The sequence below is a fragment of the Streptomyces sp. NPDC055966 genome (assembly GCF_042269865.1).
Lineage (GTDB): Bacteria > Actinomycetota > Actinomycetes > Streptomycetales > Streptomycetaceae > Streptomyces.
This window is the reverse complement of record NZ_JBHJYK010000004.1, coordinates 309426-334600: the sequence shown is the minus strand read 5'-3', so window position 1 is coordinate 334600 and position 25175 is coordinate 309426. Positions and strand designations below refer to the sequence as shown.

23 protein-coding genes and 1 pseudogene are annotated in these 25175 nt (G+C 71.3%); 11 read left to right on the top strand and 13 right to left on the bottom strand.

The window, feature by feature from the left end; translation table 11 throughout:
- Positions 1–178: 178 nt before the first annotated feature.
- Positions 179–2395, top strand: coding sequence for a SpoIIE family protein phosphatase (locus ACFC8N_RS11295; protein ID WP_362822593.1), 2217 nt, complete (start codon positions 179–181; stop codon positions 2393–2395).
- Here the strand turns inward: ACFC8N_RS11295 and ACFC8N_RS11290 are convergent.
- From ACFC8N_RS11290 to ACFC8N_RS11280, 3 genes are all read right to left on the bottom strand, one after another.
- On the bottom strand, positions 2317–3411 hold the full coding sequence (locus ACFC8N_RS11290) for an AI-2E family transporter (RefSeq protein ID WP_356026047.1): 1095 nt from the start codon (positions 3409–3411) through the stop codon (positions 2317–2319). The two genes, ACFC8N_RS11295 and ACFC8N_RS11290, sit on opposite strands and share 79 nt — an antisense overlap.
- A 56-nt stretch (positions 3412–3467) precedes the next feature.
- A complete protein-coding gene (locus ACFC8N_RS11285) occupies positions 3468–4445 on the bottom strand; it encodes a pirin family protein (RefSeq protein ID WP_356026044.1) in 978 nt (325 codons plus the stop codon).
- 116 nt (positions 4446–4561) lie between these two features.
- Positions 4562–5047: an SseB family protein gene (locus tag ACFC8N_RS11280; protein ID WP_356026042.1), complete on the bottom strand. Its 486-nt coding sequence runs from the start codon at positions 5045–5047 to the stop codon at positions 4562–4564.
- Positions 5048–5244: 197 nt separating this feature from the next.
- Here ACFC8N_RS11280 and ACFC8N_RS11275 point away from each other — a divergent pair, with 197 nt between their 5' ends.
- Both ACFC8N_RS11275 and ACFC8N_RS11270 read left to right on the top strand, forming a co-directional pair.
- A complete protein-coding gene (locus tag ACFC8N_RS11275) occupies positions 5245–7071 on the top strand; it encodes an acyl-CoA dehydrogenase (protein ID WP_376288040.1) in 1827 nt (608 codons plus the stop codon).
- A 74-nt stretch (positions 7072–7145) separates the two neighbouring features.
- Positions 7146–8471, top strand: coding sequence for a M18 family aminopeptidase (locus ACFC8N_RS11270; RefSeq protein ID WP_362822594.1), 1326 nt, complete (start codon positions 7146–7148; stop codon positions 8469–8471).
- 77 nt (positions 8472–8548) lie between these two features.
- On the opposite strand, the gene ACFC8N_RS11265 is transcribed toward ACFC8N_RS11270, so the two are convergent.
- Entirely contained in the window at positions 8549–8944 is a 396-nt protein-coding gene (locus ACFC8N_RS11265) for a cupin domain-containing protein (RefSeq protein WP_376287953.1), read from the bottom strand.
- Positions 8945–8996: 52 nt separating this feature from the next.
- Here ACFC8N_RS11265 and ACFC8N_RS11260 point away from each other — a divergent pair, with 52 nt between their 5' ends.
- A complete protein-coding gene (locus tag ACFC8N_RS11260; RefSeq protein ID WP_362822596.1) occupies positions 8997–9974 on the top strand; it encodes a helix-turn-helix domain-containing protein in 978 nt (325 codons plus the stop codon).
- Between the two features lie 31 nt (positions 9975–10005).
- Positions 10006–10500, top strand: a complete 495-nt coding sequence (locus ACFC8N_RS11255; RefSeq protein WP_356026033.1) for an LURP-one-related family protein — start codon at positions 10006–10008, stop codon at positions 10498–10500.
- Between the two features lie 13 nt (positions 10501–10513).
- On the opposite strand, the gene ACFC8N_RS11250 is transcribed toward ACFC8N_RS11255, so the two are convergent.
- The gene (locus tag ACFC8N_RS11250) at positions 10514–11338 is read right to left on the bottom strand and encodes a carbon-nitrogen family hydrolase (protein WP_362820702.1); all 825 of its coding nucleotides are present in this window, start codon (positions 11336–11338) and stop codon (positions 10514–10516) included.
- 219 nt (positions 11339–11557) lie between these two features.
- On the opposite strand from ACFC8N_RS11250, the gene ACFC8N_RS11245 reads away from it, so the two are divergent.
- Positions 11558–12382 carry a maleylpyruvate isomerase family mycothiol-dependent enzyme gene (locus tag ACFC8N_RS11245; RefSeq protein ID WP_356026028.1) on the top strand — a complete coding sequence of 275 codons (825 nt, stop codon included), beginning with the start codon at positions 11558–11560 and terminating at the stop codon, positions 12380–12382.
- A 67-nt stretch (positions 12383–12449) separates the two neighbouring features.
- Here ACFC8N_RS11245 and ACFC8N_RS11240 read toward each other — a convergent pair whose 3' ends face one another.
- Both ACFC8N_RS11240 and ACFC8N_RS11235 read right to left on the bottom strand, forming a co-directional pair.
- The gene (locus ACFC8N_RS11240; protein WP_376287952.1) at positions 12450–13760 is read right to left on the bottom strand and encodes a nitrate/nitrite transporter; all 1311 of its coding nucleotides are present in this window, start codon (positions 13758–13760) and stop codon (positions 12450–12452) included.
- On the bottom strand, positions 13757–14428 hold the full coding sequence (locus tag ACFC8N_RS11235; protein ID WP_356026023.1) for a GntR family transcriptional regulator: 672 nt from the start codon (positions 14426–14428) through the stop codon (positions 13757–13759). The genes ACFC8N_RS11240 and ACFC8N_RS11235 overlap by 4 nt, the downstream gene beginning before the upstream one ends.
- Before the next feature lie 190 nt (positions 14429–14618).
- Here ACFC8N_RS11235 and ACFC8N_RS11230 point away from each other — a divergent pair, with 190 nt between their 5' ends.
- From ACFC8N_RS11230 to ACFC8N_RS11220, 3 genes are all read left to right on the top strand, one after another.
- A complete protein-coding gene (locus ACFC8N_RS11230) occupies positions 14619–15530 on the top strand; it encodes a D-alanyl-D-alanine carboxypeptidase (protein ID WP_356026021.1) in 912 nt (303 codons plus the stop codon).
- A 169-nt stretch (positions 15531–15699) separates the two neighbouring features.
- On the top strand, positions 15700–16047 hold the full coding sequence (locus tag ACFC8N_RS11225; protein ID WP_356026019.1) for a GntR family transcriptional regulator: 348 nt from the start codon (positions 15700–15702) through the stop codon (positions 16045–16047).
- On the top strand, positions 16044–17072 hold the full coding sequence (locus ACFC8N_RS11220; protein WP_376287951.1) for a DUF1648 domain-containing protein: 1029 nt from the start codon (positions 16044–16046) through the stop codon (positions 17070–17072). The genes ACFC8N_RS11225 and ACFC8N_RS11220 overlap by 4 nt, the downstream gene beginning before the upstream one ends.
- Before the next feature lie 7 nt (positions 17073–17079).
- Here ACFC8N_RS11220 and ACFC8N_RS11215 read toward each other — a convergent pair whose 3' ends face one another.
- From ACFC8N_RS11215 to ACFC8N_RS11205, 3 genes are all read right to left on the bottom strand, one after another.
- On the bottom strand, positions 17080–17895 hold the full coding sequence (locus ACFC8N_RS11215; RefSeq protein WP_376287950.1) for a hypothetical protein: 816 nt from the start codon (positions 17893–17895) through the stop codon (positions 17080–17082).
- Between the two features lie 157 nt (positions 17896–18052).
- Positions 18053–19621, bottom strand: coding sequence for a murein biosynthesis integral membrane protein MurJ (gene murJ / locus ACFC8N_RS11210; RefSeq protein WP_376288039.1), 1569 nt, complete (start codon positions 19619–19621; stop codon positions 18053–18055).
- Between the two features lie 102 nt (positions 19622–19723).
- Complete coding sequence (locus ACFC8N_RS11205; RefSeq protein WP_376287949.1) at positions 19724–19906, bottom strand: DUF397 domain-containing protein; 183 nt, start codon at positions 19904–19906, stop codon at positions 19724–19726.
- An 86-nt stretch (positions 19907–19992) separates the two neighbouring features.
- On the opposite strand from ACFC8N_RS11205, the pseudogene ACFC8N_RS11200 reads away from it, so the two are divergent.
- Positions 19993–20816 (top strand): annotated as a pseudogene (locus ACFC8N_RS11200) (Bro-N domain-containing protein).
- A gap of 82 nt (positions 20817–20898) precedes the next feature.
- Here ACFC8N_RS11200 and ACFC8N_RS11195 read toward each other — a convergent pair.
- The 3 genes from ACFC8N_RS11195 to pdhA are packed head-to-tail and all read right to left on the bottom strand — an operon-like array spanning position 20899 to position 24536.
- Positions 20899–22296 (bottom strand): dihydrolipoamide acetyltransferase family protein, encoded by a 1398-nt coding sequence (locus tag ACFC8N_RS11195; RefSeq protein ID WP_376287948.1) that lies wholly within the window; start codon positions 22294–22296, stop codon positions 20899–20901.
- Between the two features lie 10 nt (positions 22297–22306).
- Positions 22307–23284, bottom strand: a complete 978-nt coding sequence (locus tag ACFC8N_RS11190; protein WP_356026009.1) for an alpha-ketoacid dehydrogenase subunit beta — start codon at positions 23282–23284, stop codon at positions 22307–22309.
- Between the two features lies 1 nt (position 23285).
- Positions 23286–24536: a pyruvate dehydrogenase (acetyl-transferring) E1 component subunit alpha gene (gene pdhA, locus ACFC8N_RS11185; protein WP_356026007.1), complete on the bottom strand. Its 1251-nt coding sequence runs from the start codon at positions 24534–24536 to the stop codon at positions 23286–23288.
- A gap of 307 nt (positions 24537–24843) precedes the next feature.
- On the opposite strand from pdhA, the gene ACFC8N_RS11180 reads away from it, so the two are divergent.
- A complete protein-coding gene (locus ACFC8N_RS11180) occupies positions 24844–25086 on the top strand; it encodes a hypothetical protein (protein WP_376287947.1) in 243 nt (80 codons plus the stop codon).
- Positions 25087–25175 lie beyond the last annotated feature (89 nt).

Below are 25175 nucleotides of genomic sequence, written 5' to 3'. Positions count from 1 at the left end.
CTCTCCCTGACCGAATCGGGCACGGGGCCCGGACCCATCAAGGGTACCGGGCACCCCAAGATCGGCTCTCCACCCTTTTCCGCGTCCCCGACTGGAGGATCCTCCGTATGCGAGGGCGGGCAGGTTCCTCCCGTTCCTACGGTGGCACCCTCCGCTCGGACCTTCCTAAAGTGGGGCAATGCGTACACGCGAGCCGCTTCCGTCCGTCGGGGACGTCCTCGCCGCCCTCGCGACCGGGCTGTGGCACTGGGACACGGCCACAGGACTGGTCACCGTCGACGCGGAGGCGGCGCGGCTGCTCGGGCTGCCCGCGGAGCCCGCCACCCTCACGGAGGCCCAGGCGCGGGCCCGGCTGCACCCGGCCGACTGGAACGAGATCACCGGGGTGGTGCCGCTGGCGGTCGCCGAGGGCACGCTCGCCGAGGTACGCATCCGGATCATGGACGAGCGGGGGAACGTCCTGCGGGTCGTGCGCAGCCGGTCGAAGCCGTCCTACGACCGTGAGCGGCAGGCCTTCGAGCTGATCGGCACCCTCCAGGAGGTCACCGAGCCGGCCCCGGGCACGCCGGCCGGGCGCAGCGCGGTCACCGGGGACTGGCGGCGCTCACGGGAGGCGTTCCTGCTGGACGCGGGCCGGGCGCTGGCGGAGGCCCGGTCGACCGAGGAGGTGCTGCGGGTGGCCGGCGGTCTGTCGATGCCGGGCTTCTCCCCGGACGGGCTGGTGGTCTTCGGGGTCCAGGGCGACCGGCTGACGATCACCGGCCAGCACGGGCACGAGCCCGGCGACATGAACCCGTTCTCGGACATGCCGCTGGCCACCGACTACCCGGCGGCCGAGGTCGCTCGCACCGGCCGGGCGGTCTATCTCTCCTCGCCGCAGGAGTACAAGGAGCGCTACCCCGTCACCTGGCCGCTCGCCCAGCCCTTCGGCCGCCGGTCCTGGGCCTTTCTGCCGCTGACGGTCGCCGGGCACACGATGGGCGCCTGGCTGGCCGCCTTCACCTGCCCGGTGGCGTTCACGCCCGACGAGCGCGCGGTGCTCACCACGGTCGCCCGGATGCTCGCCCAGGCGCTGTCCCGGGCCAGTGCCGTCGAGTCCGAGCGCGAGCTGACGGAGGGCCTCCAGCGCTCCATGCTGCCCTCGCTCGGCCCGAAGATCCCGGGCATGCGGGTGGCCGCCCGGTACATCCCGACCGGCGGCGGACTCCAGGTCGGCGGCGACTGGTACGACATGATCCCGCTGCCCTCCGGCCGCTTCGCGCTGGTCGTCGGGGACGTCCAGGGCCATGACGTACGGGCGGCGGGCCTGATGGGCCAGCTGCGCATCGCCCTGCGGGCGTACGCCTCCGAGGGCCACCGCCCGGACGCCGTGCTCTCCCGTGTCTCCCGCTTCCTGCACGGCATCGCCCACGACGGCCACGACACCCGCGACGCCGGCCACGCCCGTGCCGACCACACCGACCAGTCGGCCGACCTGCGCTTCGCGACCTGCGTGTACATCGAGGTGGACCCGGCGACCGGGATGCTGGAGATCGCCCGCGCCGGACACCCGCACCCGGCGATCCGGATGGCCGACGGCACGGTGATGATGCGGCCGACGGCGGGCGGGCTGCCGCTCGGCATCGACCCGGACGCCGACTACCCGACGACCCGCTTCGCCCTCGAACCCGGCGAGACGATGATGCTGTGCACCGACGGCCTGCTGGAGACCGGCGGGCACGACATCGACAGCGGCTGGCTGCGGCTGCGCGCGATCCTGGAGGACCACCCGGCGGACGCTCAGCAGGGGGCGGCCGGCCTGGAGTCGCTGGCGGACGCGCTGGTGCAGGGCGTGCACGGGCCGTCCTCGCACCACACCACCGGCCCGCTGGCCGACCGCCGCGAGGACGACATCGCGCTGGTGCTGCTGTGCCGGACGCCGGAGCGCACCGCCCGGCCCGCGGTCCGGCGCACCCTGCTGTCGGTGGCGCAGGACGAGCCGGACCGGATCACCGAGGCCCGCCAGCACCTGCGCGAGCTGCTGCACGACTGGGCCTCGCCGGACCAGGTCGACTCGGCGGTGCTGCTCGTCTCGGAGATGGTCACCAACGTCCTCGTCCACACCGACACCGACGCGCTGCTGCTGGCCGAGGTGACCGGCGAACCGGGGGCGCGCCGGCTCCGGGCGCAGGTCACGGACACGGGCGACGACCTGCCCCACCGGCGCCGCCCCGGCGAGCTGGCCTCCTCCGGGCGCGGCCTGATGCTGGTCGAGCTCCTCGCCGACGCCTGGGGCGTGGACCCCCGGGGCGAGGGCAAGAGCATCTGGTTCGCGCTCTACGAGTCCGGGGGCGGGGCCGACGGGTCCGACGGCGTCGGGGAGGCCGAGGCGGCCGCGGAGGGCGGCGCCGCGTAACGGCCGCGCAGCTCCTGCACCACCCCGAAGGCGGCCGCGGTCAGCGGTACGGCGAGCAGCATGCCGAGGATGCCGGCGACGGACGCCCCGGCGGTGATCGCGAGCATCACCACCGCCGGATGCATCTGCACGGTCCGGCTCTGGATGACCGGCTGCAGCACATGCCCCTCCAGCACCTGCACGGCGAGGACGACGCCGAGCGCCCACAGCGCGATGACGAAGCCGCGGTCGGCGAGGGCGACCAGGACGGCCACCGCGCCGGAGAGGAAGGCGCCGAGATAGGGGATGTAGGCGCCGACGAAGACCAGCGCGCCGAGCCCGATCGCGCCGGGCACCCGCAGGACCAGCAGGCCGACGGTGATGCAGACGGCGTCGATGAGCGCGATGAGCGTCGTACCGCGCATGAACCCCTCCACCGCCTCGAAGGCCCGCCGGGCGATGGCCTCCACGGTGTCGGCGGTGTCCCCGGGCGCAATGGCGCGCAGGCCCTCGACGGCCCGGTGGGAGTCGCGCAGGAAGAAGAAGACGAGCAGCAGGGCGAGGACCGCCATGGCGATGCTCTCGGCGGCGACGCTCACCCCGCTGATCACGTTGGAGGCGGCCGTCCCGCCGAACTTGGCCAGCAGCTTGCGGGAGTTGGCGGCCAGGTCGTCCAGCCCGGTCCCGGCGGCCCCGAAGTGCTGGGACACGCTCTTGGCGGCGGCCCGCAGCGAGGAGATGATCTGGTCCCCGGTGTCGACGAGCGCGGCGACGACGATGTACACGGCCCCGCCGACCACGGCCACGACGGCGACGCAGGTCAGGGCGGCCGCCACCGACGGCTGTACCCGCGCCGCGACGAGCTGCCGGTACAACGGCCCGAGCAGCGCGGTCCCGAGCAGCGCGAGCAGCACCGGCGTGACGGCCGTACGGAACTCCCCGCACAGCCGCACCCCGACCCAGCCCACTCCCGCGACGAGCAGCAGCACGGCGCACCAGGCGGCGAGGCGCCGGACGGGATCGGGGAGCAGATGCACACGTCCAGCGGATCATGACCGCCGGACGTGTGCCCTGTTTCCTTGAACCAACCGAGTCAGCCCTGCGGTCCGCCCTCGGTCATGCCGTGCACCGCCGGGATCGTCCCCAGCCGGCCCTTCTGGAAGTCCTCGAAGGCCTGCTGGAGCTCGTCGCGGGTGTTCATGACGAACGGGCCGTAGTGCGCCATGGGCTCACGGATCGGCTGTCCGCCGAGGAGGACGATCTCCAGGTCCGGGGTGTGGCTGTCCTGCTTCTCGTCCGCGCGGACGGTCAGCGAGGACCCGGCGCCGAACACCGCGGTCTGGCCCAGGTGGACCGGACGCCGCTCGGCACCGACCGCACCGCGCCCCGCCAGGACGTACGCCAGGCCGTTGAAGTCCTCGCGCCACGGCAGGGTGATCTCCGCGCCCGGCGCCAGCGTCGCGTGGATCATCGTGATCGGCGTGTGCGTGATCCCGGGGCCCTGGTGGCCGTCCAGCTCGCCCGCGATGACGCGGAGCAGCGCGCCGCCGTCGGGGGAGGTGAGCAGCTGGACCTGACCGCCGCGGATGTCCTGGTAGCGCGGAGCCATCATCTTGTCCTTGGCGGGCAGGTTCACCCACAGCTGGAGGCCGTGGAAGAGGCCGCCGGACACCACGAGGGACTCCGGCGGGGCCTCGATGTGCAGCAGGCCCGAGCCGGCGGTCATCCACTGGGTGTCACCGTTGGTGATGGTGCCGCCACCGCCGTGGCTGTCCTGGTGGTCGAAGGTGCCGTCGATGATGTAGGTGACGGTCTCGAAGCCGCGGTGCGGATGCCAGGGGGTGCCCTTGGGCTCGCCCGGCGCGTACTCCACCTCGCCCATCTGGTCCATCATGATGAACGGGTCGAGGTGACGGTAGTTGATCCCCGCGAACGCCCGACGGACGGGGAAACCCTCGCCCTCGAAACCGCTCGGAGCGGTGCTGACAGCCAGCACCGGACGCGCGACGGCGTCGGCGGGTGCGGTCACGCGGGGCAGCGTCAACGGGTTCTCGACGGTCACTGCAGGCATGGTCGGTACCTCCTTGTGCGCCCACTTTAGTTGAGCGTTGAACTTTCTGCCACCCCCAACGCGAAGAGCCCGGAGGGCATTCCCTCCGGGCTCTCTCGGTCGAGACGGCGCGCGGCTCAGCCGCCGTACATCCGGCGCATCGCGAAGTCCACCATCTGCTCGACGGCCTTCGCGTCGAACACCATCCGGTGCTCGCCCTCCATGTCCAGGACGAAGCCGTAGCCGGTCGGCAGCAGGTCGATCACCTCGGCGCCGGTGATCACGAAGTACTTGGACTCCTTGCCCGCGTACCGGCGCAGCTCCTTCAGCGAGGTGAACATCGGGATCACCGGCTGCTGGGTGTTGTGCAGGGCAAGGAAGCCGGGGGTGTCACCGCGCGGGCAGTACACCTTCGACGTGGCGAAGATCTGCTGGAAGTCCTCGGCGGCCATCTGCCCGGTGGTGAAGGCGCGCACCGCGTCCGCGAGGGAGGGCGGGGACGGCTCCGGGTAGAGCGGCGGCTGCTGGCCGTACCCGCCGGCTCCGCCCTGCATCTGCTGCTGCGCCGAGCCGTACTGCTGCTGAGCAGCACCACCGTCCATGGGCTGGCCGTATCCGTACATGGGCGCAAGCGTACCGAGGCCCGGGGCGGGGCAGGGGCAGAGCGGCAGAACCCCCGCGGAGTAGACCCTTCTCACACTCGGGCCGAGAGGGGTTGCGTCTTATTACCGACGGGTAGCATCATCGTAGCTACTTGTTGGTATGTGAATTAGGCTGCGAGGAGTCAGTGCCTCGCCGATCCCTCTACGGAGCCGTCGCCATGGGGCACTACAAGTCGAATCTCCGCGACATCGAGTTCAACCTCTTCGAAGTACTGGGGCGCGACAAGGTGTACGGCACCGGCCCGTTCGAGGAGATGGACGTCGAGACCGCCAAGAGCGTCCTGGAGGAGCTGACCCGCCTCTCCGAGAACGAGCTGGCCGAGTCCTTCGCCGACGCCGACCGCAACCCGCCGGTCTTCGACCCGGAGACCAACACCGCGCCGGTCCCCGCGTCCTTCAAGAAGAGCTACCAGGCCTTCATGGACTCCGAGTACTGGCGCCTCGGCCTGCCCGAGGAGATCGGCGGCACCACCTCGCCGCGCTCCCTGATCTGGGCCTACGCCGAGCTGATCCTGGGCGCCAACCCGGCCGTGTGGATGTACTCCTCGGGCCCGGCGTTCGCCGGCATCCTCTTCGAGGAGGGCAACGAGGTCCAGAAGCACATCGCCAAGATCGCCGTGGAGAAGCAGTGGGGCTCCACGATGGTGCTCACCGAGCCCGACGCGGGCTCCGACGTGGGCGCCGGCCGCACCAAGGCCGTCCAGCAGGAGGACGGCTCCTGGCACATCGAGGGCGTGAAGCGCTTCATCACCTCCGGTGAGCACGACATGTCGGAGAACATCCTCCATTACGTCCTCGCCCGCCCCGAGGGCGCCGGCCCCGGCACCAAGGGCCTGTCCCTCTTCCTCGTGCCGAAGTACGAGTTCGACTTCGAGACCGGCGAGCTGGGCGAGCGCAACGGCGTCTACGCCACCAACGTCGAGCACAAGATGGGCCTGAAGGCCTCCAACACCTGCGAGATGACCTTCGGCGACCGGCACCCCTCCAAGGGCTGGCTCATCGGTGACAAGCACGAGGGCATCCGCCAGATGTTCCGCATCATCGAGTTCGCCCGCATGATGGTCGGCACGAAGGCGATCTCCACGCTCTCCACCGGCTACCTGAACGCGCTGGAGTACGCCAAGGAGCGCGTCCAGGGCCCCGACCTCGCGCAGTTCATGGACAAGGCCGCGCCCAAGGTCACCATCACCCACCACCCCGACGTGCGCCGCTCGCTGATGACGCAGAAGGCATACGCCGAGGGCATGCGCGCCCTCGTGCTGTACACCGCCTCCGTCCAGGACGCGATCCAGGTCAAGGAGGCGAACGGCGAGGACGCCGCCGCCGAGCACGCGCTGAACGACCTGCTCCTGCCGATCGTCAAGGGCTACGGCTCCGAGAAGGCCTACGAGCAGCTCGCCCAGTCGCTCCAGACCTTCGGCGGCTCCGGCTTCCTCCAGGAGTACCCGATCGAGCAGTACATCCGGGACTCCAAGATCGACACCCTCTACGAGGGCACCACGGCGATCCAGGGCCAGGACTTCTTCTTCCGGAAGATCGTCCGCAACCAGGGCGCCGCGCTGAACTCCCTCGCCGAGGACATCAAGAAGTTCCTGGCGCTCGGCACCGGCGGCGAGGAGCTGTCCGGCGCCCGTGAGCACCTGGCCAAGGCGGCCGTCGAGCTGGAGGCCATCGTCGGCCTGATGCTGACCGACCTCGCGGCCACCGAGCAGGACACCAAGAACATCTACAAGGTGGGCCTGAACACCACCCGCCTGCTGCTGGCCTCCGGCGACGTCGTCATCGGCTACCTGCTCCTCAAGGGCGCCGCCATCGCCGCCGAGAAGCTGGCCACCGCCTCGGCGAAGGACCAGGCCTTCTACACCGGCAAGATCGCCGCGGCGAAGTTCTTCGCCGCGAACGTCCTGCCCGGCGTCACCCTCGCCCGCAAGGTCGCCACGGGCGTCGAGCTGGACCTGATGGAGCTGGACGAGGCCGCGTTCTGATCCCGTAGGTCCGTCGCGCGGGCCCGCTTCCCTTCCGGGGGGAGCGGGCCCGCGCCCGTCGTTAAGGTGAACCCATGAGCGCACCCGCTGCCCGCTTCGACCGCGGCCACACCGACGACCTGATGTCCTTCCTGGCGGCCGGACCGTCGCCGTACCACGCCGTGGCGACCACCGCGGCGCGGCTGGAGAAGGCCGGCTTCCGCCAGGTCTCGGAGACGGACGCCTGGGACGCGCGGACATCGGCGGCCTCCGCCGCGGGGAGCGGCGGCAGGTACGTGCTGCGCGGCGGCGCGATCGTCGCCTGGTACGTCCCCGAGGGCGCGGAGCCGCACACCCCGTTCCACATCGTCGGCGCGCACACCGACTCCCCGAACCTGCGCGTCAAGCCGCAGCCGGACAGCGGTGCGCACGGCTGGCGCCAGGTCGCCGTCGAGATCTACGGCGGCCCGCTGATGAACTCCTGGCTGGACCGCGACCTGGGCCTGGCCGGCCGGCTGACCCTGCGCGACGGCTCCTCGGTCCTGGTGAACGTGGACCGTCCGCTGCTGCGCGTCCCCCAGCTGGCGATCCACCTGGACCGCTCGGTGTCCACGGAGGGCCTCAAGCTCGACAAGCAGCGCCACCTCCAGCCGGTGTGGGGCCTCGGCAACGACGTGCGCGAGGGCGACCTCGTCTCCTTCCTGGAGCAGGAGGCCGGGCTCGCGGCCGGCTCGGTGGCCGGCTGGGACCTGATGGTGCACCCGGTGGAGGCGCCGGCCTACCTCGGCCGCGACCGGGAACTGCTCGCCGGCCCGCGCATGGACAACCTGCTGTCGGTGCACGCGGCCGCCGCCGCCCTCGCCTCGGCCGCGACCTCCGGCGCCGCCCTCACCCGCATCCCGGTCCTCGCCGCCTTCGACCACGAGGAGAACGGCTCCCAGTCGGACACCGGCGCGGACGGCCCGCTGCTCGGCTCGGTCCTGGAACGCTCGGTGTTCGCCCGCGGCGGCTCCTACGAGGACCGCGCCCGCGCCTTCGCCGGCACGGTCTGCCTGTCCTCCGACACGGGCCACGCCGTCCACCCCAACTACGCCGAGCGCCACGACCCCACCCACCACCCCCGGGTCAACGGCGGCCCCATCCTCAAGGTCAACGTCAACAACCGCTACGCCACGGACGGTTCGGGCCGGGCGGTCTTCGCCGCGGCCTGCGAGAAGGCGAACGTCCCCTTCCAGACCTTCGTCTCCAACAACTCCATGCCCTGCGGCACCACGATCGGCCCGATCACCGCGGCCCGCCACGGCATCCGCACGGTCGACATCGGCGCGGCGATCCTGTCGATGCACAGCGCCCGCGAACTCTGCGGCGCCGACGACCCGTTCCTCCTGGCGAACGCGCTGACGGCGTTCCTGGAGGGCTAGCCGGCGACTCGGGGGCGCCACCGCGGCGCCCCCGGCCCGTCACGGATCCAGGAGTGCCACCCGGCTCCGGCACCGGGTCAGGACAGGGCGTGTCCCGTGGTCGCGTCCACGTGGTCCGGCACCTCCTCGTGCCGGTCGCCGACCGAGAGGGTGCCGGTGGGCTCGAAGAGGAGGACCTCGGCGCGCCGGGGCGCGGACGGCTTGTGAAAGGTGCCGCGCGGGACGGTGAACACCGACCCCCTGGTCAGGACGACCGTGCGCTCGCCGGCCGGTTCGCGCAGCCCCAGGTGCACCTCGCCGTCGAGGACCAGGAAGAACTCGTCGGTGTCCTCGTGCACGTGCCAGACGTGCTCGCCCTCGAACTTGGCGATACGGACGTCGTAGTCGTTGACGGCGGCGACGATACGGGGGCTCCAGCACGCGTCGAAGGAGGCGAAGGCCTTGTCCAGCGAGATGGGTTCGATGGGTTCCATGCCGTCATCGTGCGGGTGGCCGGGCTGCTCGTACGAGTGCCAGGAATCGCATATGCCGCAAAGATCCTCTCAACACCGGGTCGTCGTGATCGTCGACGAGGGCACCAACCCCTTCGAGGTCGGCGTCGCCACCGAGCTGTTCGGCCTGCCGAGGCCCGAACTGGGCTTCCCGGGGCCCCTGTACGAGGTGACGCTGTGCGCGCCCGGCTCCGCGGCCCGGATGAACCACGGCTTCTTCACCCTGACCGGCGTGTCCGGCCTGGAGGCGGTGGACGAGGCCGACACCCTCGTCGTACCGGGCCGCCCCGACAACGTCGTACCGCGCGGCGCCGACGTCCTCGACGCCATCAGCCGCACGCACGCGCGTGGAGCACGGATCATCAGCTTCTGCACCGGCAGCTTCGCCCTCGCCGAGGCGGGACTGCTCGACGGCCGGCGCGCCACCACGCACTGGATGTGGGCGGAGAAGTTCCGGGAGCTGCATCCCAGGGTGCTGCTGGAGCCGGACGTGCTGTTCGTGGACGAGGGCGACCTGCTCACGGCCGCCGGCAGCGCGGCCGCGCTCGACCTCGGGCTGCACGTCTGGCGCCGCGACCACGGCGCCGAACTCGCGAACGCCGTCTCCCGGCGCCTCGTCTTCGCCGCCCACCGGGACGGCGGCCAGCGGCAGTTCGTGGAGCGCCCGGTGCCCGACGTGCCCGACGAGTCGCTCGGCCCGCTGCTGGCCTGGGCGCAGGAACGGCTGGCCGAGCCGCTGACCGTGGCGGACCTCGCCGCCCGCGCGGCCGTCAGTCCCGCCACGCTGCACCGCCGCTTCCGCGCGCAGCTCGGCACGACCCCGCTGGCCTGGCTCACCGGCGAGCGCGTGGCCCTGGCCTGCCGGCTGATAGAGCGGGGCGAGGAACGCCTGGACGCCGTCGCGGCCCGCAGCGGCCTCGGTACGGCGGCCAATCTGCGGGCACGGCTGCGCCGGGAGACGGGGCTCAGCCCATCGGCGTACCGCAGGCGCTTCGGGCCGGCGGTACGGTGATGATCAAGGAACGGCGGGGAACGGTACCCGCATGAGATTCCTCGTACGCGACCGGCTCCTCGGCATCGGTGAAGACTATTGGATCGAGGACGAACACGGCCGGAAGGTGTTCCTCGTCGACGGCAAGGCGATGCGGCTGCGGGACACCTTCGAGCTGAAGGACGCCCACGGACGCGTCCTGATCGACATCCACCAGAAGATGTTCGCGCTGCGCGACACGATGGTGATCGAGCGGGACGGCGAGGGCCTGGCCAGGATCCGCCGCAAACGCCTGTCCCTGCTGCGCAACCACTACCGGGTCGCCCTGGCCGACGGGAGCGAGCTGGACGTCAGCGGGAAGATCCTGGACCGCGAGTTCGCGGTCGAGTACGACGGCGAACTCCTCGCGGTGATCTCCCGCCGCCGGCTGCACCTGCGGGAGACCTACGGCGTCGACGTCGTCCGCGAGGACGCGGACCCGGCCCTGCTGATCGCCGTGGCGGTGTGCGTGATCCACCTCGCGGAGAAGGAGCGCGAGGAGGACTAGGCCGCTGGTGGGGCTAGGCCCTGTCGTGCGGCGGGCGCAGGCCGAGGACCCGGTCCTTCAGGGCGGGGAACTGCTCGCGGGTGGCGGCCACCTTCGCCGGGTCGAGGTCGACCGTGAGGACCTCCTCGCCCGGGCCCGCCTCGGCGAGCACCTCGCCCCACGGATCCACCACGATCGAGTGACCGGCCTGGGGAACTCCGGCGTGCGTCCCGGCCGTTCCACAGGCGAGCACGAATGCCTGGTTCTCCACCGCCCGCGCCTGAGCCAGCAGCGTCCAGTGTGCGCGCCGCCGCTCGGGCCACCCCGCCGGGAGGACGAGGATCTCGGCGCCGGCGTCGACCAGCCCGCGGAAGAGTTCGGGGAAACGGAGGTCGTAGCAGGTGGCCACGCCCAGCGTGGTCCCGGGCAGCCGGACCGTCACCAGCTCCTGCCCCGCGCCCATCAGCACGGCCTCGCCCTTGTCGAAGCCGAAGCGGTGGATCTTGCGGTAGGCGGCGGCCAGTTCACCGGAGGGGGAGAAGACGAGAGAGGTGTTGTAGAGCGGCCCGTCGCCCGAGGCGGAGCCGCTGTCGGATGCGGCGCGCTCCGGGATCGACCCGGCGTGCAGCCACACGCCCGCGTCGCTCGCGGCCTTGGCCATCGCTTCGTACGTCGGCCCTTCGAGCGGCTCGGCCTCGCGGCCGAACTCCTCGTAGGCGAAGGCGCCGGTGGTCCACAGCTCGGGGAGGACCACGAGATCGGCACCGGCCTGTTCCCGGACCAGCCCGGCCACCCGTTGCCGCCGGGAGTCGACCGATTCGTCCTCGTTCACGGCGATCTGGATCAGCGAGGCGCGCACACTACCACCGTCCTGGCATTCGAGACGTCCACACAGGCCTACGATCGTCACACGAAAGCACTGCCGGGGTGACTGATTGCAGCGTAACTTGGGGGTCCCCCCGATTCGAGCGCAGCCGAGAATTGGGGGAGACCCAGACACCCACCGCCGTGCCGCCGCCGCCCGCTGGCAACGCCGCCACAACCTGCCCGTGTACCGACCGCCGAGGGGTCCCGTTCCGTGAGTCTGCATCCCACCCTCCAGCCCTACGCCGACGCCTGGACACACTCCGTCGAAGCGATATCCGGGATGCTGCAGCCGCTCGTCGAGAGCGAGTGGAACCGGCGGACCCCCTGCCCCGGCTGGTCGGTCCGCGACGTCGTGTCGCACGTCATCGGCCTGGACTGCGAGATGCTCGGCGACCCGCGCCCCATCCACTCCCTGCCGAGCGACCTCTTCCACGTCAGGACCGAGCACCAGCGCTACATGGAGATGCAGGTCGACAGCCGCCGCCATCACACGGCGCCGGAGATGACGGCCGAGCTGGAGTACACGGTCATCCGGCGCAACCGCCAGCACCGCAACGAGTCCCGCGACCCCGGCACCACGGTGCGCGGCCCGCTGGGCAAGGACGTGACCCTGGAACAGGCCTACCGCACCCGGGCGTTCGACGTGTGGGTGCACGAGCAGGACCTGCGCACGGCCCTCGGCCTGCCCGGCAACCTCGACTCGCCGGGTGCGCACGTGGTCCGCGACGTCCTTCTGGACGCGCTCCCCAAGGTCGTCGCCAAGGGCGCGAACGCGCCGCGCAGCTCGGCGATCGTCTTCGACGTGCACGGCCCGGTGGAGTTCCTGCGCACGATCCGCGTCGACATCCAGGGCCGGGGCACCCTGGAGACGGCCCCGGCCCTCGGCCCCGCCGCCACGCTCACCCTCGACTGGGAGACCTACGTCCGCCTGGCCTGCGGCCGCGTCACCCCGGAGGCGGTGACGGACCGGGTGAAGACCGAGGGCGACCCGGACCTGACGGCGGCGATCCTGCGCAACTTCACGGTGACGCCGTAGCCGATGTCGTGGCGGGCGGCCGCCGGTGAGCGCCACGGCAGGTTGTCACAGCAGGTGGGGGCGGGGGCTACGCCGCGGGCACGTGGACCGTCTCCACCCGGCTGGCGACGAGCCGCTCGCGCTCACGCCGGGCCGCCCGCCCCCGGAGCCGCAGGATCTGGCTGACGCCCAGCGCCTGCAGCACGAACACCGCCGAGAACGCGATGTCGTAGTCGTCACCGGTGGCGTCCAGCAGCACCCCGATCGCGAGCAGCGTCGTCATCGAGGCGATGAACCCGCCCATGTTGGTGATCCCGGACGCCGTCCCCTGCCGCTCGGGCGGATTGGCCGGCCGCGCGAAGTCGAAGCCGAGCATCGACGCCGGCCCGCACGCCCCGAGCACCGTGCACAGCACCACCAGCAGCCACATCGGCGCCCGCTCCCCCGGGTAGACGATCGTCGCCGCCCACATCAGCGCCGTCGCCCCGACCGTCCCGAGCGCCAGCGGCAGCCGGGCAGCGTGGTGCCGGGCGACGATCTGGCCGTAGACGAGCCCGATCACCATGTTGGACAGCACGACCAGCGTCAGCAGCTCGCCGGCCGTGGCCCGGCTCAGCCCCTGCGCCTCGACCAGGAACGGCAGGCCCCACAGCAGCAGGAACACCATCGCCGGGAACTGGGTGGTGAAGTGCACCCACAGCCCCAGCCGCGTCCCGGGCTCCCGCCAGGAGGCCAGGATCTGCCGCCGCACATAGGCCGCGCCCCGGTGCGGGGACGGCTCCGGCTCGTACCCCTCGGGGTGGTCCTTCAGGAACAGCAGCGTCAGTGCCAGCACCACGGCACCGGCGAGCGCGCTGCCCGCGAACGCCGGGGTCCAGCCGATGCTGTGCAGCAGGCGGGCGAGGACCAGCGTGGAGACCAGGTTGCCCGCCATGCCGACGAGCCCCGCGAGCTGCGCGATCAGCGGACCGCGCCGGGCGGGGAACCACCGGGTGCCGAGGCGCAGCACGCTGATGAAGGTCATCGCGTCGCCGCAGCCCAGCAGGGCCCGGGAGGCGAGCGCGGTGCCGTACGACGGCGAGAAGGCGAAGCCGAGCTGCCCGGCCGTGAACAGCACCGCGCCGATGCTCAGCACCTTCTTCGTGCCGAGCCGGTCGACCAGCAGGCCGACGGGTATCTGCATGCCGGCGTAGACCAGCAGCTGAAGTATGGAGAACGTGGACAGCGCGGAGGCGTTGACGTGGAACCGGTCGGCGGCGTCCAGACCCGCGACGCCCAGTGACGTACGGAAGATGACGGCGACGAAGTAGACGGCGACGCCTATGGACCATACGGCGGCGGCGCGTCGGCCGCCCGGCGGGTCACCCGGGAGGGTGGCCTTGCTCGTCGTGGCGCTCACCGCACCTCACCCCGCGCGAGGTGCTCGAACCAGGACACGTGCCGGTGCACGACCCCGACGGCCGCCTGCGCGTCCCCGGCGCGCAGCGCTTCCAGGATCTCCTCGTGCTCGGCCAGGGTCTTGGCGATCCGGTCCGGGTGCGAGTGCATGACGGCCACACCCATCCGCAGCTGGCGGTCGCGCAGTTGGTCGTAGAGCCGGGAGAGGATCTCGTTGCCGCCGCTGCGCACGATCTCGGCGTGGAAGGTGCGGTCGGTCACCGCCGCACCGGCCAGATCCCCGGCGGCGGCCTGCGCCTTCTGCTGCTCCAGCAGCACGGCGAGCCGCTCCAGCAGTGCGGGCGGCGCGGGTACGGCCTTGCGCGCGGCATGCTCCTCGACCAGCTGCCGGGTCTCCACGACATCGGCGATCTCCTGCGCGGAGACGGGCAGCACGAGGGCGCCCTTCTTCGGGTAGAGCCGGATCAGGCCCTCGACCTCCAGTCGCAGCAGCGCCTCGCGCACCGGGGTGCGCGAGACCCCGACGGCTTCGGCCAGCTCGCCCTCGGTGAGCAGGGTCCCGCCCTCGTAACGACGGTCGAGGACACCTTGTTTGACGTGGGTGTAGACGCGGTCGGCGGCGGGTGGCTGCTTGATCGGGGGCGCTGGCTGCTGGACGGCCGTTTTCATGCCCACAGGATAGATACAACACGTACGCATGCGGCGCCGGCGTCCACGATCCGGACGAGACCGAGATCCCCGGGCAGCAACCGCACAACCTTGTGTGCTACTTACGTGTCACACGTGTGCGGCCCTCCACTCTTGCCACCTCAACTCGGCCGCGCTTCAGGGGCATTCAAGACAATCGGGGTACTTCACTTTGATTACCGGCATTCACGGCACCCGCAGGACCCGTATCCGCAGAGGCGCCGCCGTCGCCGTCACCTCCGGCGCGCTGCTCGCGACCGGTGCCCTCACCGCGGTGCCCGCGCAGGCCGTCACGGCGCCCTCGATCGTGGCCGCCGGCGGCTACGTGATGAACAACGCGAACGGCGCGTCGCTCTACACCAAGGCCGCGGACACCAAGCGGTCCACCGGATCCACCACCAAGATCATGACCGCCAAGGTCGTGCTCGCCCAGTCGAACCTCAACCTCGACAAGAAGGTGACGATCCAGAAGGCGTACAGCGACTACGTCGTCAAGAACAACGCCTCCCAGGCCCACCTGATCGTCGGCGACAAGGTCACCGTCCGCCAGCTGCTGTACGGCCTGATGCTGCCGTCCGGCTGCGACGCCGCCTACGCGCTCGCCGACACCTACGGCTCCGGCACCACGCGCGACGCGCGCGTGAAGAACTTCATCGGCAAGATGAACAGCGCCGCCAAGAGCCTTGGGCTGAAGAACACGAGCTTCGACTCGTTCGACGGCATCGGCAACGGCAACAACTTCTCGACGCCGCGCGACCTGACGAAGATCGCCAGCAGCGCGATGAAGAACGCCACCTTCCGGGCGATCGTCAAGACGACGGCGTACACCGCGAAGACGATCACCAAGACCGGCAGCACCCGCACGATGCAGACGTGGACCAACACCAACACGCTGCTCTCCAGCTACAGCGGCACCATCGGCGTGAAGACCGGCTCCGGCCCGGAGGCCAAGTACTGCCTGGTCTTCGCCGCGACCCGGAACGGCAAGACGGTCATCGGCACCGTCCTCGCCTCCTCGTCCATCGCGCAGCGCGAGTCGGACGCCAAGAAGCTCCTCTCCTACGGCTTCACCAAGCTCGGCTGACGCCTGGTCGGACAGACATCCACGGGCCCGTCGCGACCAGCGGCGGGCCCGTTGCCGTTCCCGGACGCGGGCCGGAGCACGGACACGGACACGGACACGGACACGGACACCACCTGGACGATGCCCGGTGACATGAGATGAAGTGAATGGTGCTAGTGTCATTAGCACTATGCTGCTGCGTCTGGACAAGACCGACACCCGCCCCCTGCACGAGCAGGTCGCGGCGGCGATCCGGCGGGCCGTCGCCGAGGGCGAGTGCCGCGCCGGTGACCGGCTGCCCTCCGCCCGCGATCTCTCCGAGGCCCTGGACATCAACGTCAACACCGTCCTGCGCGGCCTGCGCGAACTGCGGGACGAGGGCCTGCTGGAGTTCCGCCGGGGCCGCGGGATCACCGTGGCCGAGGGGGCCGACCGGCGGTCCGGACTGCAGCTCAGGGTGCGGGAACTGGTCGCCGAAGCCTCCCGGCTCGGCTACAGCCGCACCGACCTCATCGACATGATCCGGGGGATCTCATGACGGACGGGGACGACATGAAGAACGGCAGCGGTCCGGCCGCGCACAGCGGTTGGCGCGGTGGGCACGCCCCCCGCTGGGGCACCGCGGCGTGCGTCGCGGCCGTCGCCGCACTGCTCGCGGGCCTGCCCTGGGCCGCCCACGGCCGGCTCCCCGGCCGCCTGGCCACCCACTGGAGCGGCGGCGCCGCCCCCGACGGGTCGATGCCGCTGTGGGCCGCCGCCGTGTTCCCGGCCGGGATCTGGCTGCTGATCGCCCTCGCGGTGTCCCTGAGCCGGCGCCGTGCGCGGGCGGGCGCCCGCCCCTGGCGGGGGCTCGTCCTGGCCCCCACGGGTACCGTCCTCGTCGGCGCGCAGGCGTCCGTCGTCCGGGCCAACCTCGACCGCACGGACTGGCACGAGGCCCGCCAGCCGGTCTGGGCCATCGTGCTGATCCTGGCCCTGACGGGGGCCGCCCTCGCCGTCGCCTGGCGGATCGCCGTCCACGTCGCCTCCGCCACGCCCGCCATCGCACCGCCCGAGCTGGACCTGCCCGAGGGCGAACGGCTGGCGTGGTTCTCCCACGCGGCCAAACCCTGGCTCCAGTTGCTGTCCGCCGCCGCATGCCTGGTCGCCGCCGGCACGCTGGTGGCCCTCGGCGTCGGCCTGGCGAGCCCTGAGGCCCTGTGGCCCGTGTTCGCGGTCTGCGGCGTCATCGCCCTGGCCGGCGGCGTGTTCTCCTCGGTCCGCGCGAAGGTGTCGGAAGCGGGTCTGGAGGTGGCGTTCGGCCCCCTCGGCTGGCCCGCCCGCCGCTGGTCCCCCGCCGCCATCGAGTCCGCCCGCGCCGAGCAGCGCCGCCCGTCCGAGGTCGGCGGCTGGGGCTACCGCCTCAGCGGCCACGGCACGACGGTCATGCTCCGCGCCGGCGACTGTCTGGTCGTACGCCCCCGGGGCCGCCGCAGCGACTTCGCGGTCAGCGTGGACGACGCCGAGCGCGGCGCGGCCCTGCTGAACGCCCTGCGCCGACGGGACCGAGCGGGCATCGGATGAAGCGGTCTCAGCGCAGACGTCGGCCCTCCTTCACCGCGAGCTGGTCGTAGGTCTTGAAGGTGTACACGGCGTCGTAGGTCATCAGGTTTCCCTTGGCCGCCGGCAGGCCGAGCCGGTGGTTGAGGGGGCCGGTGAGCGGGCCGCAGTCCTCGGCGGCCGGGGCGGTGAACGTGTCGTCGTACGCCGAGAAGGCGATCACGGGCGGGTCCTGGGAGATCCACGTGGAAGGGCCGGACCGCTTCAGCTGGAAGTCGACGGGGGCGCTCGCCCCGACGGCGCACCCGTGCGGCAGCAGCGGGCTCAGGAGCCGGAAGCGGAGGCTGAACCGGCCGGTGTAGGCGTCGAACCGGCCGCCGTACTCCGCCTGTATCGCCAGCCTCAGGGGCGCCGTGCGATCGCCCGCGGGGGTGCCGGTCAGTCCGCCCGGTACGGCGGTCGGCGTGCTGTGCATCGCGCCCCACACCTGCCCGTTGGCACCGTCCGGCATCGGACCCTCTGCGTGCGTCAAGGTGATGGGGGCGAACGTCATCGTGACCTTTCCCATCGTCAACCGCGGTGCCGCGGTGTGCACTTCGCATCTCCAGCGGGCCGGGTCGACGCCGTCGGGAAGGGATGGGCAGTCGCTGAAGTCGGTCGTGGACGCGGACGGGGGAGCGGCGCGGGGCGCGGCGTACGCGGCAGCCGGCGCGCACACCGCCGCCGTACCGGCGAGGACGGCGGCGCCCGCGACGGCGGCGACACGGCGGACCGGAGAGGAAGGAGAAGGGGAAGAAGGGGGAGCGGAAGGAGAGGAACCGGGGCGGGCGGCAGTCGATTTCTTCATGGCACCAGCGTCCCGCCGGCGGCCGCTCCGTCACTATCCGTGACACCCCCCACTCCACCCTGAGGAACCCCTGAGGCAACGTCCTGAACACACCCTGAGGCGACGTCGGGGATCCGCACAAAACACCTGCTGGGACGGCCTGTTGGAGGGGCCGAGGTCAGCGGAGTCCCGGCAGCCGCCGCAGTTCGCCGACCTTCAGCAGCCGCGCCAGCAGAAGGAAGACGAGCGCGAGGGCGAGCGTGCCCGCCACGGTCGCCAGGGCCGCCCCCGCCGCGCCGTCCCCGAGCACGCCGGCGCAGCCCCGCGCCGCCGCCCAGCCCGCCGCCGCGCCCCCGGCACCGGCGCACAGCAGCTTGGTGTACGTGCCGCGCAGGGTGCCGTCGTCGAGACGGCCGCCGGTGCGGCGGGCCAGCAGGCGGGCGGTGAGGACGAGGCCGACGAGGTAGGAGACGGCGTAGGCGCCGGCCATGCCGGTGACCGCCCACCGTGCGGACAGCAGCAGATGGCAGGCGGTGGCGAGCGCGATGTTCACCGCCTGGGTCCACACGGCCATGAAGAACGGCGTACGCGTGTCCTCGAAGGCGTAGAAGCCGCGCAGCAGCAGGTACTGCGCGGAGAACGGGACCAGCCCGAGCCCGAAGGCCTGGAGCATATGGCCGAGCGGCCGGGCCGAGGCGGCGTCGGCGGCACCGTGGGCGAACAGGAGAGCGGCGATGTCCGGGCCGAGCGCGGTGAACAGGAAGGCGGCCGGGACGATCACCACGCCGCTGACCCGCAGCGCCCGGGACAGATCGCCGCGCAGATCGGCGATCCGCCCCTCGGCCGCCGCCCTGCTCATCCGCGGCAGCAGGGCGGTGACGAGCGAGACGGTGACGATGGACTGGGGCAGCATCCAGATGGTCTGCGCGTAGCTGTACGCGGTGTAGCCGACGCCCGCGTCCGGCAGCCGCGTGTCGGCGGCGTTGGCGTAGTTGGTGACGACGGTGAGCCCCACCAGGTTGGTCAGCACGAACAGCAGCGTCCACTTGGCCGCGTGGACCCCCGAACCGAGCCCCGCGCCCCGCCAGTCGAACCGGGGCCGGAAGCGGAAACCGGCGGCGCGGGCGAAGGGGACGAGGGCGAGGGCCTGTACGGCGATCCCGAGGGTCGTACCGACTCCGAGCCAGCGCACCTGCGCGTCGGTGACGTCGGCGACGGTGCGGGGGACGGTCATCATCCCGAGGTAGATGCCGAACATCGTCACGAGCACGACGTTGTTGAGGACGGGCGTCCACATCATCGCGCCGAACTTCTCGCGGGCGTTCAGGACCTGGCCGTAGATGGCGAAGAGGCCGTAGAAGAAGATCTGCGGCAGCAGGAAGCGCGCGAAGACGACGGTGAGCCGGAACGCCGCGTGCTCCTTGGGCGTGTCCCGCAGGTACAGGCTCACGATCTCCGGCGCCGCCCACACCGCGAGCACGGTCCCGACGGCCAGCACGCTGACGACCAGGGTCACCAGCCGCTGCTCGTACGCCCGCCCGCCGTCGGCGTGCGTCGCCCGCGCCCGCACCAGCTGCGGCACCAGCACGGCGTTGAGCGCGCCGCCGATCAGCAGGGTGTAGAGGCTGGTGGGCACGGTGTTGGCCGTGTTGTACGTGGTGGCGAGCAGCCCGGTGCCGAGGGCGGCGCCCTGCAGCACCTGCCGGATCAGCCCGGTCGCCCGGGAGACGACGGTGCCGCCGGCCATCAGGACGGACGACCGCGCGACCCCGGCCTCGGCTTTGGGCATCGCGTGCCGGGCGGTGATCTTCTCCCCCGTAACCATGCCGCAAATCTACGGCAGTTGGGGTCACCTGGGCCGAGCGAGGTGAGCGGCGAACGCCCTCCAGGCACGAGGGCCGACGGTGACGATCGCTCCGGCGGGGTTCTTGGAGTCCCGGAGGGCGATGGTGTGGGGGAGGTTGCGGGCGACTTCGACGCACTCGCCGTTGCCGCTGCTATGGCTGGACTTGACGAACTCGAAGTGCGGCACGCTCAAAGCTCCTTGCGGATACGTTCGATCAGGGCGGTGGAATCCCGATTTGCTCCGCTCTGCGTTCCGCAGCGGAGGCGGTTCACATGATCGAACCCAGCAGGCAGCCCGACTCGTCCCGCCGGCATGAGGCGATCGACGTCAGCGACTTCGTGTACGTGGCGACGGGTGCCCGCGTCAGGCGGCTGACCATGCCGGACGGGAGTCACTGGTTTCCGGCGGTGGATGTGTGCACGGAACTCGGATACACCACGCCCAAGAAGGCACTCCTCGATCACGTACCGGAGGAGCATCGAGAAAATCTCCAGACCGTGACTGGAAGTCGCGGTCTCAGCATTCCCGCAGGCAGGGAGTGGCGACGAGACCCTTCAGCGGGAGGGGTCCTACACCTTGGAGGAGGCCGAGGTGCAGCCCGCCGGAGCAGGTGGCGGAGGCCATCGTCCGGCTGGAGGCGCACAACCTTCAGGTGGACGAGGAGCTTGCGATCGCACAGCGCGAATCAGTGGTCGTGCAGCGGGAGTTGCTCGCCACGCAGAAGGCCGCGCCGGCCGTGCAACAGGCCATGGTCCGGGCGATGGAACGCATCGCCGACCGCCTCGACCTCCTGGCCCTCGGCCGTCCCGTCCCGCCGCCGGACGCTTCCACGGCTCTGCCCACGACGGCATCCGTCCTGGCGGACTGGCGGCAGCGGCTGTCCGTGACGGAGGACGTGTGGGCCGTGGCCGTCGTCATCGCCCCCGTTCTCGTGGACAAGGGCGAACTGCGCGAGCCCCTCGAATCCATCGCCGCCCGGACGGGGCTCTCGGTGCGGCGTGTCAATGAGTGCCTACGGCTGCTGCGGCGGCACGCCTGCATCCGCTCTCGCGGCGGCACCGAGGACGGGGCGCCGGTGTACGTGCTGAACCGGTGAGCTCCTGGCAGCGGGGAAGGCGGCCGCAAGTCGATGTTGCGGCCGTCCTCCCTCGACTCCGAAGATTAACCACTCAGCGGCGTCACGCCCAGCTGATCAGCCTCTTCGGCTGTTCCAGGATCGCGGCCACGTCCGCGAGGAACTTGGAGCCCAGTTCGCCGTCGACCAGGCGGTGGTCGAAGCTCAGCGCCAGCGTGGTGACCTGGCGGGGCTTGACCTTGCCCTTGTGGACCCACGGCTGGAGCTTGATCGCGCCGATCGCGAGGATCGCCGACTCACCGGGGTTGAGGATCGGCGTGCCGGTGTCGACGCCGAAGACGCCGACGTTCGTGATGGTGATCGTGCCGCCCTGCATCGCCGCCGGGGACGTCCTGCCCTCGCGGGCCGTCGCCACCAGCTCGCCGAGGGCCCCGGCCAGCTGCGGGAGCGTTTTGTCGTGCGCGTCCTTGATGTTCGGCACGATCAGGCCGCGCGGGGTGGCCGCGGCGATGCCCAGGTTGACGTAGTGCTTCTGCACGATCTCCTGGGCGGCCTCGTCCCAGGAGGCGTTGATGTCCGGGTTGCGCTTGACGGCGACCAGCAGGGCCTTGGCGATCAGCAGCAGGGGGTTGACCCGCAGGCCCTGGAACTCGCGGTCCTGCTTCAGCTCCTCGACCAGCTTCATCGTGCGCGTCACGTCCACCGTCACGAACTCCGTGACGTGCGGCGCCGTGAACGCCGAGCCGACCATCGCCGTGGCCGTCGCCTTGCGGACGCCCTTGACGGGGATGCGGGTCTCGCGCGCGGTGTCGTACGACGCCACGGGAGCCGGCGCCGGCGTCACGGGGGCGGCGGTAGCAGCGGGAGTGGCGGTCGCCGGTGCGGCCGTCGCGGGCGTGGCCGCCGCGTGGACGTCCTCGCGCGTGATGACGCCGTCGGGGCCGGACGGGGTGACCGTGTCCAGGTCGACGCCGAGGTCCTTGGCCAGCTTGCGCACCGGCGGCTTGGCCAGCGGGCGGGGCCTGTCCACGGCCGGGGCGGCGTGGCCGTTCAGCTCCGCCTGGATCGCCTGGGCCGGTGCCGGGACCGTGACCTCGGAGCCCTTGCGGATGCGGCGCTTGGTGGAGGACGTCGCCACGCCGTAGCCGACCAGGACCGGCTGGCGGCCCTCCGGCTTCGCCTCCTCGGCCGGGGCCTCGGCCGGCGCCACGGGCTCCGCCTGCGTCGCGGCCGGCGCGCCGCCCGCCACGTCCACCGCGATGATGGTCGTGCCCACGTCGACCGTGGTGCCCTCGGGGAAGTGCAGTTCGCGGACCACACCGTCGTAGGGGATGGGCAGTTCGACGGCCGCCTTGGCGGTCTCGACCTCGCACACCACCTGGCCGTCGGTGACCGTGTCGCCCGGCTGGACGTACCACTTGAGGATCTCGGCCTCGGTGAGTCCCTCGCCGACGTCCGGCATCTTGAACTCGCGTACGGACGCTTCCGTCATCGTCGTCACGAACCTCTCCTCAGTACGCCAGCGAGCGGTCGACGGCGTCGAGCACGCGGTCCAGGTCCGGCAGGTACTCCTCCTCCAGGCGGGCCGGCGGGTACGGGGCGTGGTAGCCGCCGACCCGGAGCACCGGGGCCTCCAGGTGGTAGAAGCAGCGCTCGGTGATGCGGGCGGCGATCTCCGCGCCGGAACCGAGGAACACCGGCGCCTCGTGGACGACGACCAGGCGGCGGGTCTTCTCGACGGACGTCTGGATCGCGTCGAAGTCCAGCGGGGAGACCGAGCGCAGGTCCAGGACCTCCAGGGACTTGCCCTCCTCGGCAGCCGCGTTCGCGACCTCCTGGCACAGCTTCACCATCGGGCCGTACGCCGCCAGGGTCAGGTCGGTGCCCTCGCGGACGACCTGCGCCCTGTGCAACGGCGCGGGGATCGCGTCGACGTCCACCTCGGCCTTGTCCCAGTAGCGGCGCTTGGGCTCGAAGTAGATCACCGGGTCGTCGCTCTGGATGGCCTGCTGCATCATCCAGTACGCGTCCGAGGCGTTGGAGGGGCTGACCACCTTCAGGCCCGCCACGTGCGCGAAGAGCGCCTCGGGGGACTCGGAGTGGTGCTCGACCGCGCCGATGCCGCCGCCGTAGGGGATGCGGACGACGACCGGCATCTTGACCTTGCCCAGCGAGCGCGCGTGCATCTTCGCGAGCTGGGTGACGATCTGGTCGTAGGCGGGGAAGACGAAGCCGTCGAACTGGATCTCCACCACCGGGCGGTAGCCGCGCAGGGCCAGGCCGATCGCGGTGCCCACGATGCCGGACTCCGCGAGCGGGGTGTCGATGACCCGGCTCTCGCCGAAGTCCTTCTGCAGGCCGTCGGTCACCCGGAACACACCGCCGAGCTTGCCGACGTCCTCGCCCATGACCAGGACCTTGGGGTCGGTCTCCAGGGCACGGCGCAGCGACTCGTTGATGGCCTTGGCCATCGCCATCTTCTCGGCCATGTCAGTGACCCCCTTCAGATGCGTCCGCGAACGACGCCTGGTAGGCGGCGAACTGGGCGCGCTCCTCGTCGACGAGCGCGTGCCCGTCCGCGTACACGTTCTCGAAGATGGCGAAATGATCCGGGTCGGGCATGGCACGGACCACTTCGCGCACTCGTTTGCCCAACGCCTCGGACTCGGCCTCGAGTTCCGCGAAGAATCCCTCGTCCGCGTGGTTTGAGGCTTCCAGGTACCGGCGAAGGCGCAGGATCGGGTCCTTGGCCTCCCAGGCCACGCGCTCGTCGTCGGCCCGGTAGCGGGTGGGGTCGTCCGAGGTGGTGTGGGCGCCCATCCGGTAGGTGAACGCCTCCACCAGGGTGGGGCCCTCGCCCCTGCGGGCGCGCTCCAGCGCCCACTTGGTCACCGCGAGGCAGGCCAGCACGTCGTTGCCGTCGACGCGGACGCCGGGGAAGCCGTAGCCCTGGGCGCGCTGGTAGAGCGGCACCCGGGTCTGCTTCTCGGTCGGTTCGGAGATCGCCCACTGGTTGTTCTGGCAGAAGAACACGACCGGGGCGTTGTAGACCGCGGAGAAGGTGAACGATTCGGCCACGTCGCCCTGGCTGGAGGCGCCGTCGCCGAAGTAGGCGATGACCGCGCTGTCCGCGCCGTCCTTGGCGATGCCCATCGCGTAGCCGGTGGCGTGCAGCGTCTGGGAGCCGATGACGATCGTGTACAGGTGGAAGTTGTTGCTGTTGGGGTCCCAGCCGCCGTTGTTCACACCTCGGAACATGCCGAGCAGGTTGGTCGGGTCGACCCCGCGGCACCAGGCGACGCCGTGCTCGCGGTAGGTCGGGAAGACGTAGTCGTCCTCGCGGGTGGCCCGCCCGGAGCCGATCTGGGCGGCCTCCTGGCCCAGCAGGGAGGCCCACAGGCCCAGCTCGCCCTGGCGCTGGAGGGCGGTGGCCTCGGCGTCGAAGCGGCGGGTGAGCACCATGTCGCGGTACAGGCCGCGCAGGTCTTCGGGGGTGATGCCGGCGACGTAGGCGTCGTACTCGGCGTTCTTGACCCGCTTGCCCTCGGGCGTCAGGAGCTGGACGAGCTCGGGCTCGGCGCTCTTCTTCGCGGCGGTACGGGTGGTGCGGGTGGTGCGCTGGGTACCGGTGGCTCCGGACGCGGTGCCGGACCTGCCGGACTTCGCTCCGGTACCGGTCTTGCCGGCCTTGTCTGCGGCGCTGCGTCGCGGCTGGCGCGCGGCACTGCTGTCCACGGTCACGTGTGCTCCTCCGTCGTTCCGGCCCCCGGGGTTGCCGGTAGGCCAGTGCGGCTCACCTGTTTCGACCACGGGGCACGGGGTGGGTGCCACTCGGCCGGGAACAGGCGTGACAGGTGCCCCGGCGAGCGCCCTGCAACCAACACGTTACCCAGTGCCTCACATTTCTGTGAAACCCCATCTGACCTGCGACTTTGCTTGGATTTCCAAGTAAAGTCGAAGGGAGGGAGAAGCGTGCTGGTCACAGCCTCGCGAAAGGCCGGAGCAAGCGCACGTTATCCCGCGCACCCAGGTCACGGGAAGAGTTTGCGTGGGAGACTCCTTCCGTGCACGAGGGCGGAAAAATCATGGCATTTCTCCTCGATGGCCGCCGGACGGCAGCGGGGCCGAGGTGCGCCGGGAGACGATCCCCGGCAGCGAGCCGCTCCGGATCGGCGAGCGTTTGCATCCCGCCTTGCATCCCGCCGAGAAGACGATCAAGAATTACGTTTCGCGTCCGCTTTCCAAGCTCGGCAGGCAGGTGGAAAAGAGCGGAAGCGACGGAAATCTCTGATAAAGCCTGGCGCGCGACCGAAAGCGATCATCGTCGACTGCTTGTGACAACGCCCAGCTCACGGGCGCTTTTCGTGCCCTAGCATCTGC

Coding starts and splice junctions, on each gene's coding strand:
- ACFC8N_RS11275 (WP_376288040.1), top strand. CDS start 5,245: ATGGGGCACTACAAGTCGAATCTCCGCGACATCGAGTTCAACCTCTTC.
- ACFC8N_RS11295 (WP_362822593.1), top strand. CDS start 179: ATGCGTACACGCGAGCCGCTTCCGTCCGTCGGGGACGTCCTCGCCGCC.
- ACFC8N_RS11215 (WP_376287950.1), bottom strand. CDS start 17,895: ATGAAGAAATCGACTGCCGCCCGCCCCGGTTCCTCTCCTTCCGCTCCC.
- ACFC8N_RS11190 (WP_356026009.1), bottom strand. CDS start 23,284: ATGGCCGAGAAGATGGCGATGGCCAAGGCCATCAACGAGTCGCTGCGC.
- ACFC8N_RS11265 (WP_376287953.1), bottom strand. CDS start 8,944: ATGGAACCCATCGAACCCATCTCGCTGGACAAGGCCTTCGCCTCCTTC.
- ACFC8N_RS11280 (WP_356026042.1), bottom strand. CDS start 5,047: ATGTACGGATACGGCCAGCCCATGGACGGTGGTGCTGCTCAGCAGCAG.
- ACFC8N_RS11255 (WP_356026033.1), top strand. CDS start 10,006: ATGAGATTCCTCGTACGCGACCGGCTCCTCGGCATCGGTGAAGACTAT.
- ACFC8N_RS11270 (WP_362822594.1), top strand. CDS start 7,146: ATGAGCGCACCCGCTGCCCGCTTCGACCGCGGCCACACCGACGACCTG.
- ACFC8N_RS11225 (WP_356026019.1), top strand. CDS start 15,700: ATGCTGCTGCGTCTGGACAAGACCGACACCCGCCCCCTGCACGAGCAG.
- ACFC8N_RS11220 (WP_376287951.1), top strand. CDS start 16,044: ATGACGGACGGGGACGACATGAAGAACGGCAGCGGTCCGGCCGCGCAC.
- ACFC8N_RS11285 (WP_356026044.1), bottom strand. CDS start 4,445: ATGCCTGCAGTGACCGTCGAGAACCCGTTGACGCTGCCCCGCGTGACC.
- murJ (WP_376288039.1), bottom strand. CDS start 19,621: ATGGCCGGCGGCACCGTCGTCTCCCGGGCGACCGGGCTGATCCGGCAG.
- ACFC8N_RS11235 (WP_356026023.1), bottom strand. CDS start 14,428: ATGAAAACGGCCGTCCAGCAGCCAGCGCCCCCGATCAAGCAGCCACCC.
- ACFC8N_RS11260 (WP_362822596.1), top strand. CDS start 8,997: ATGCCGCAAAGATCCTCTCAACACCGGGTCGTCGTGATCGTCGACGAG.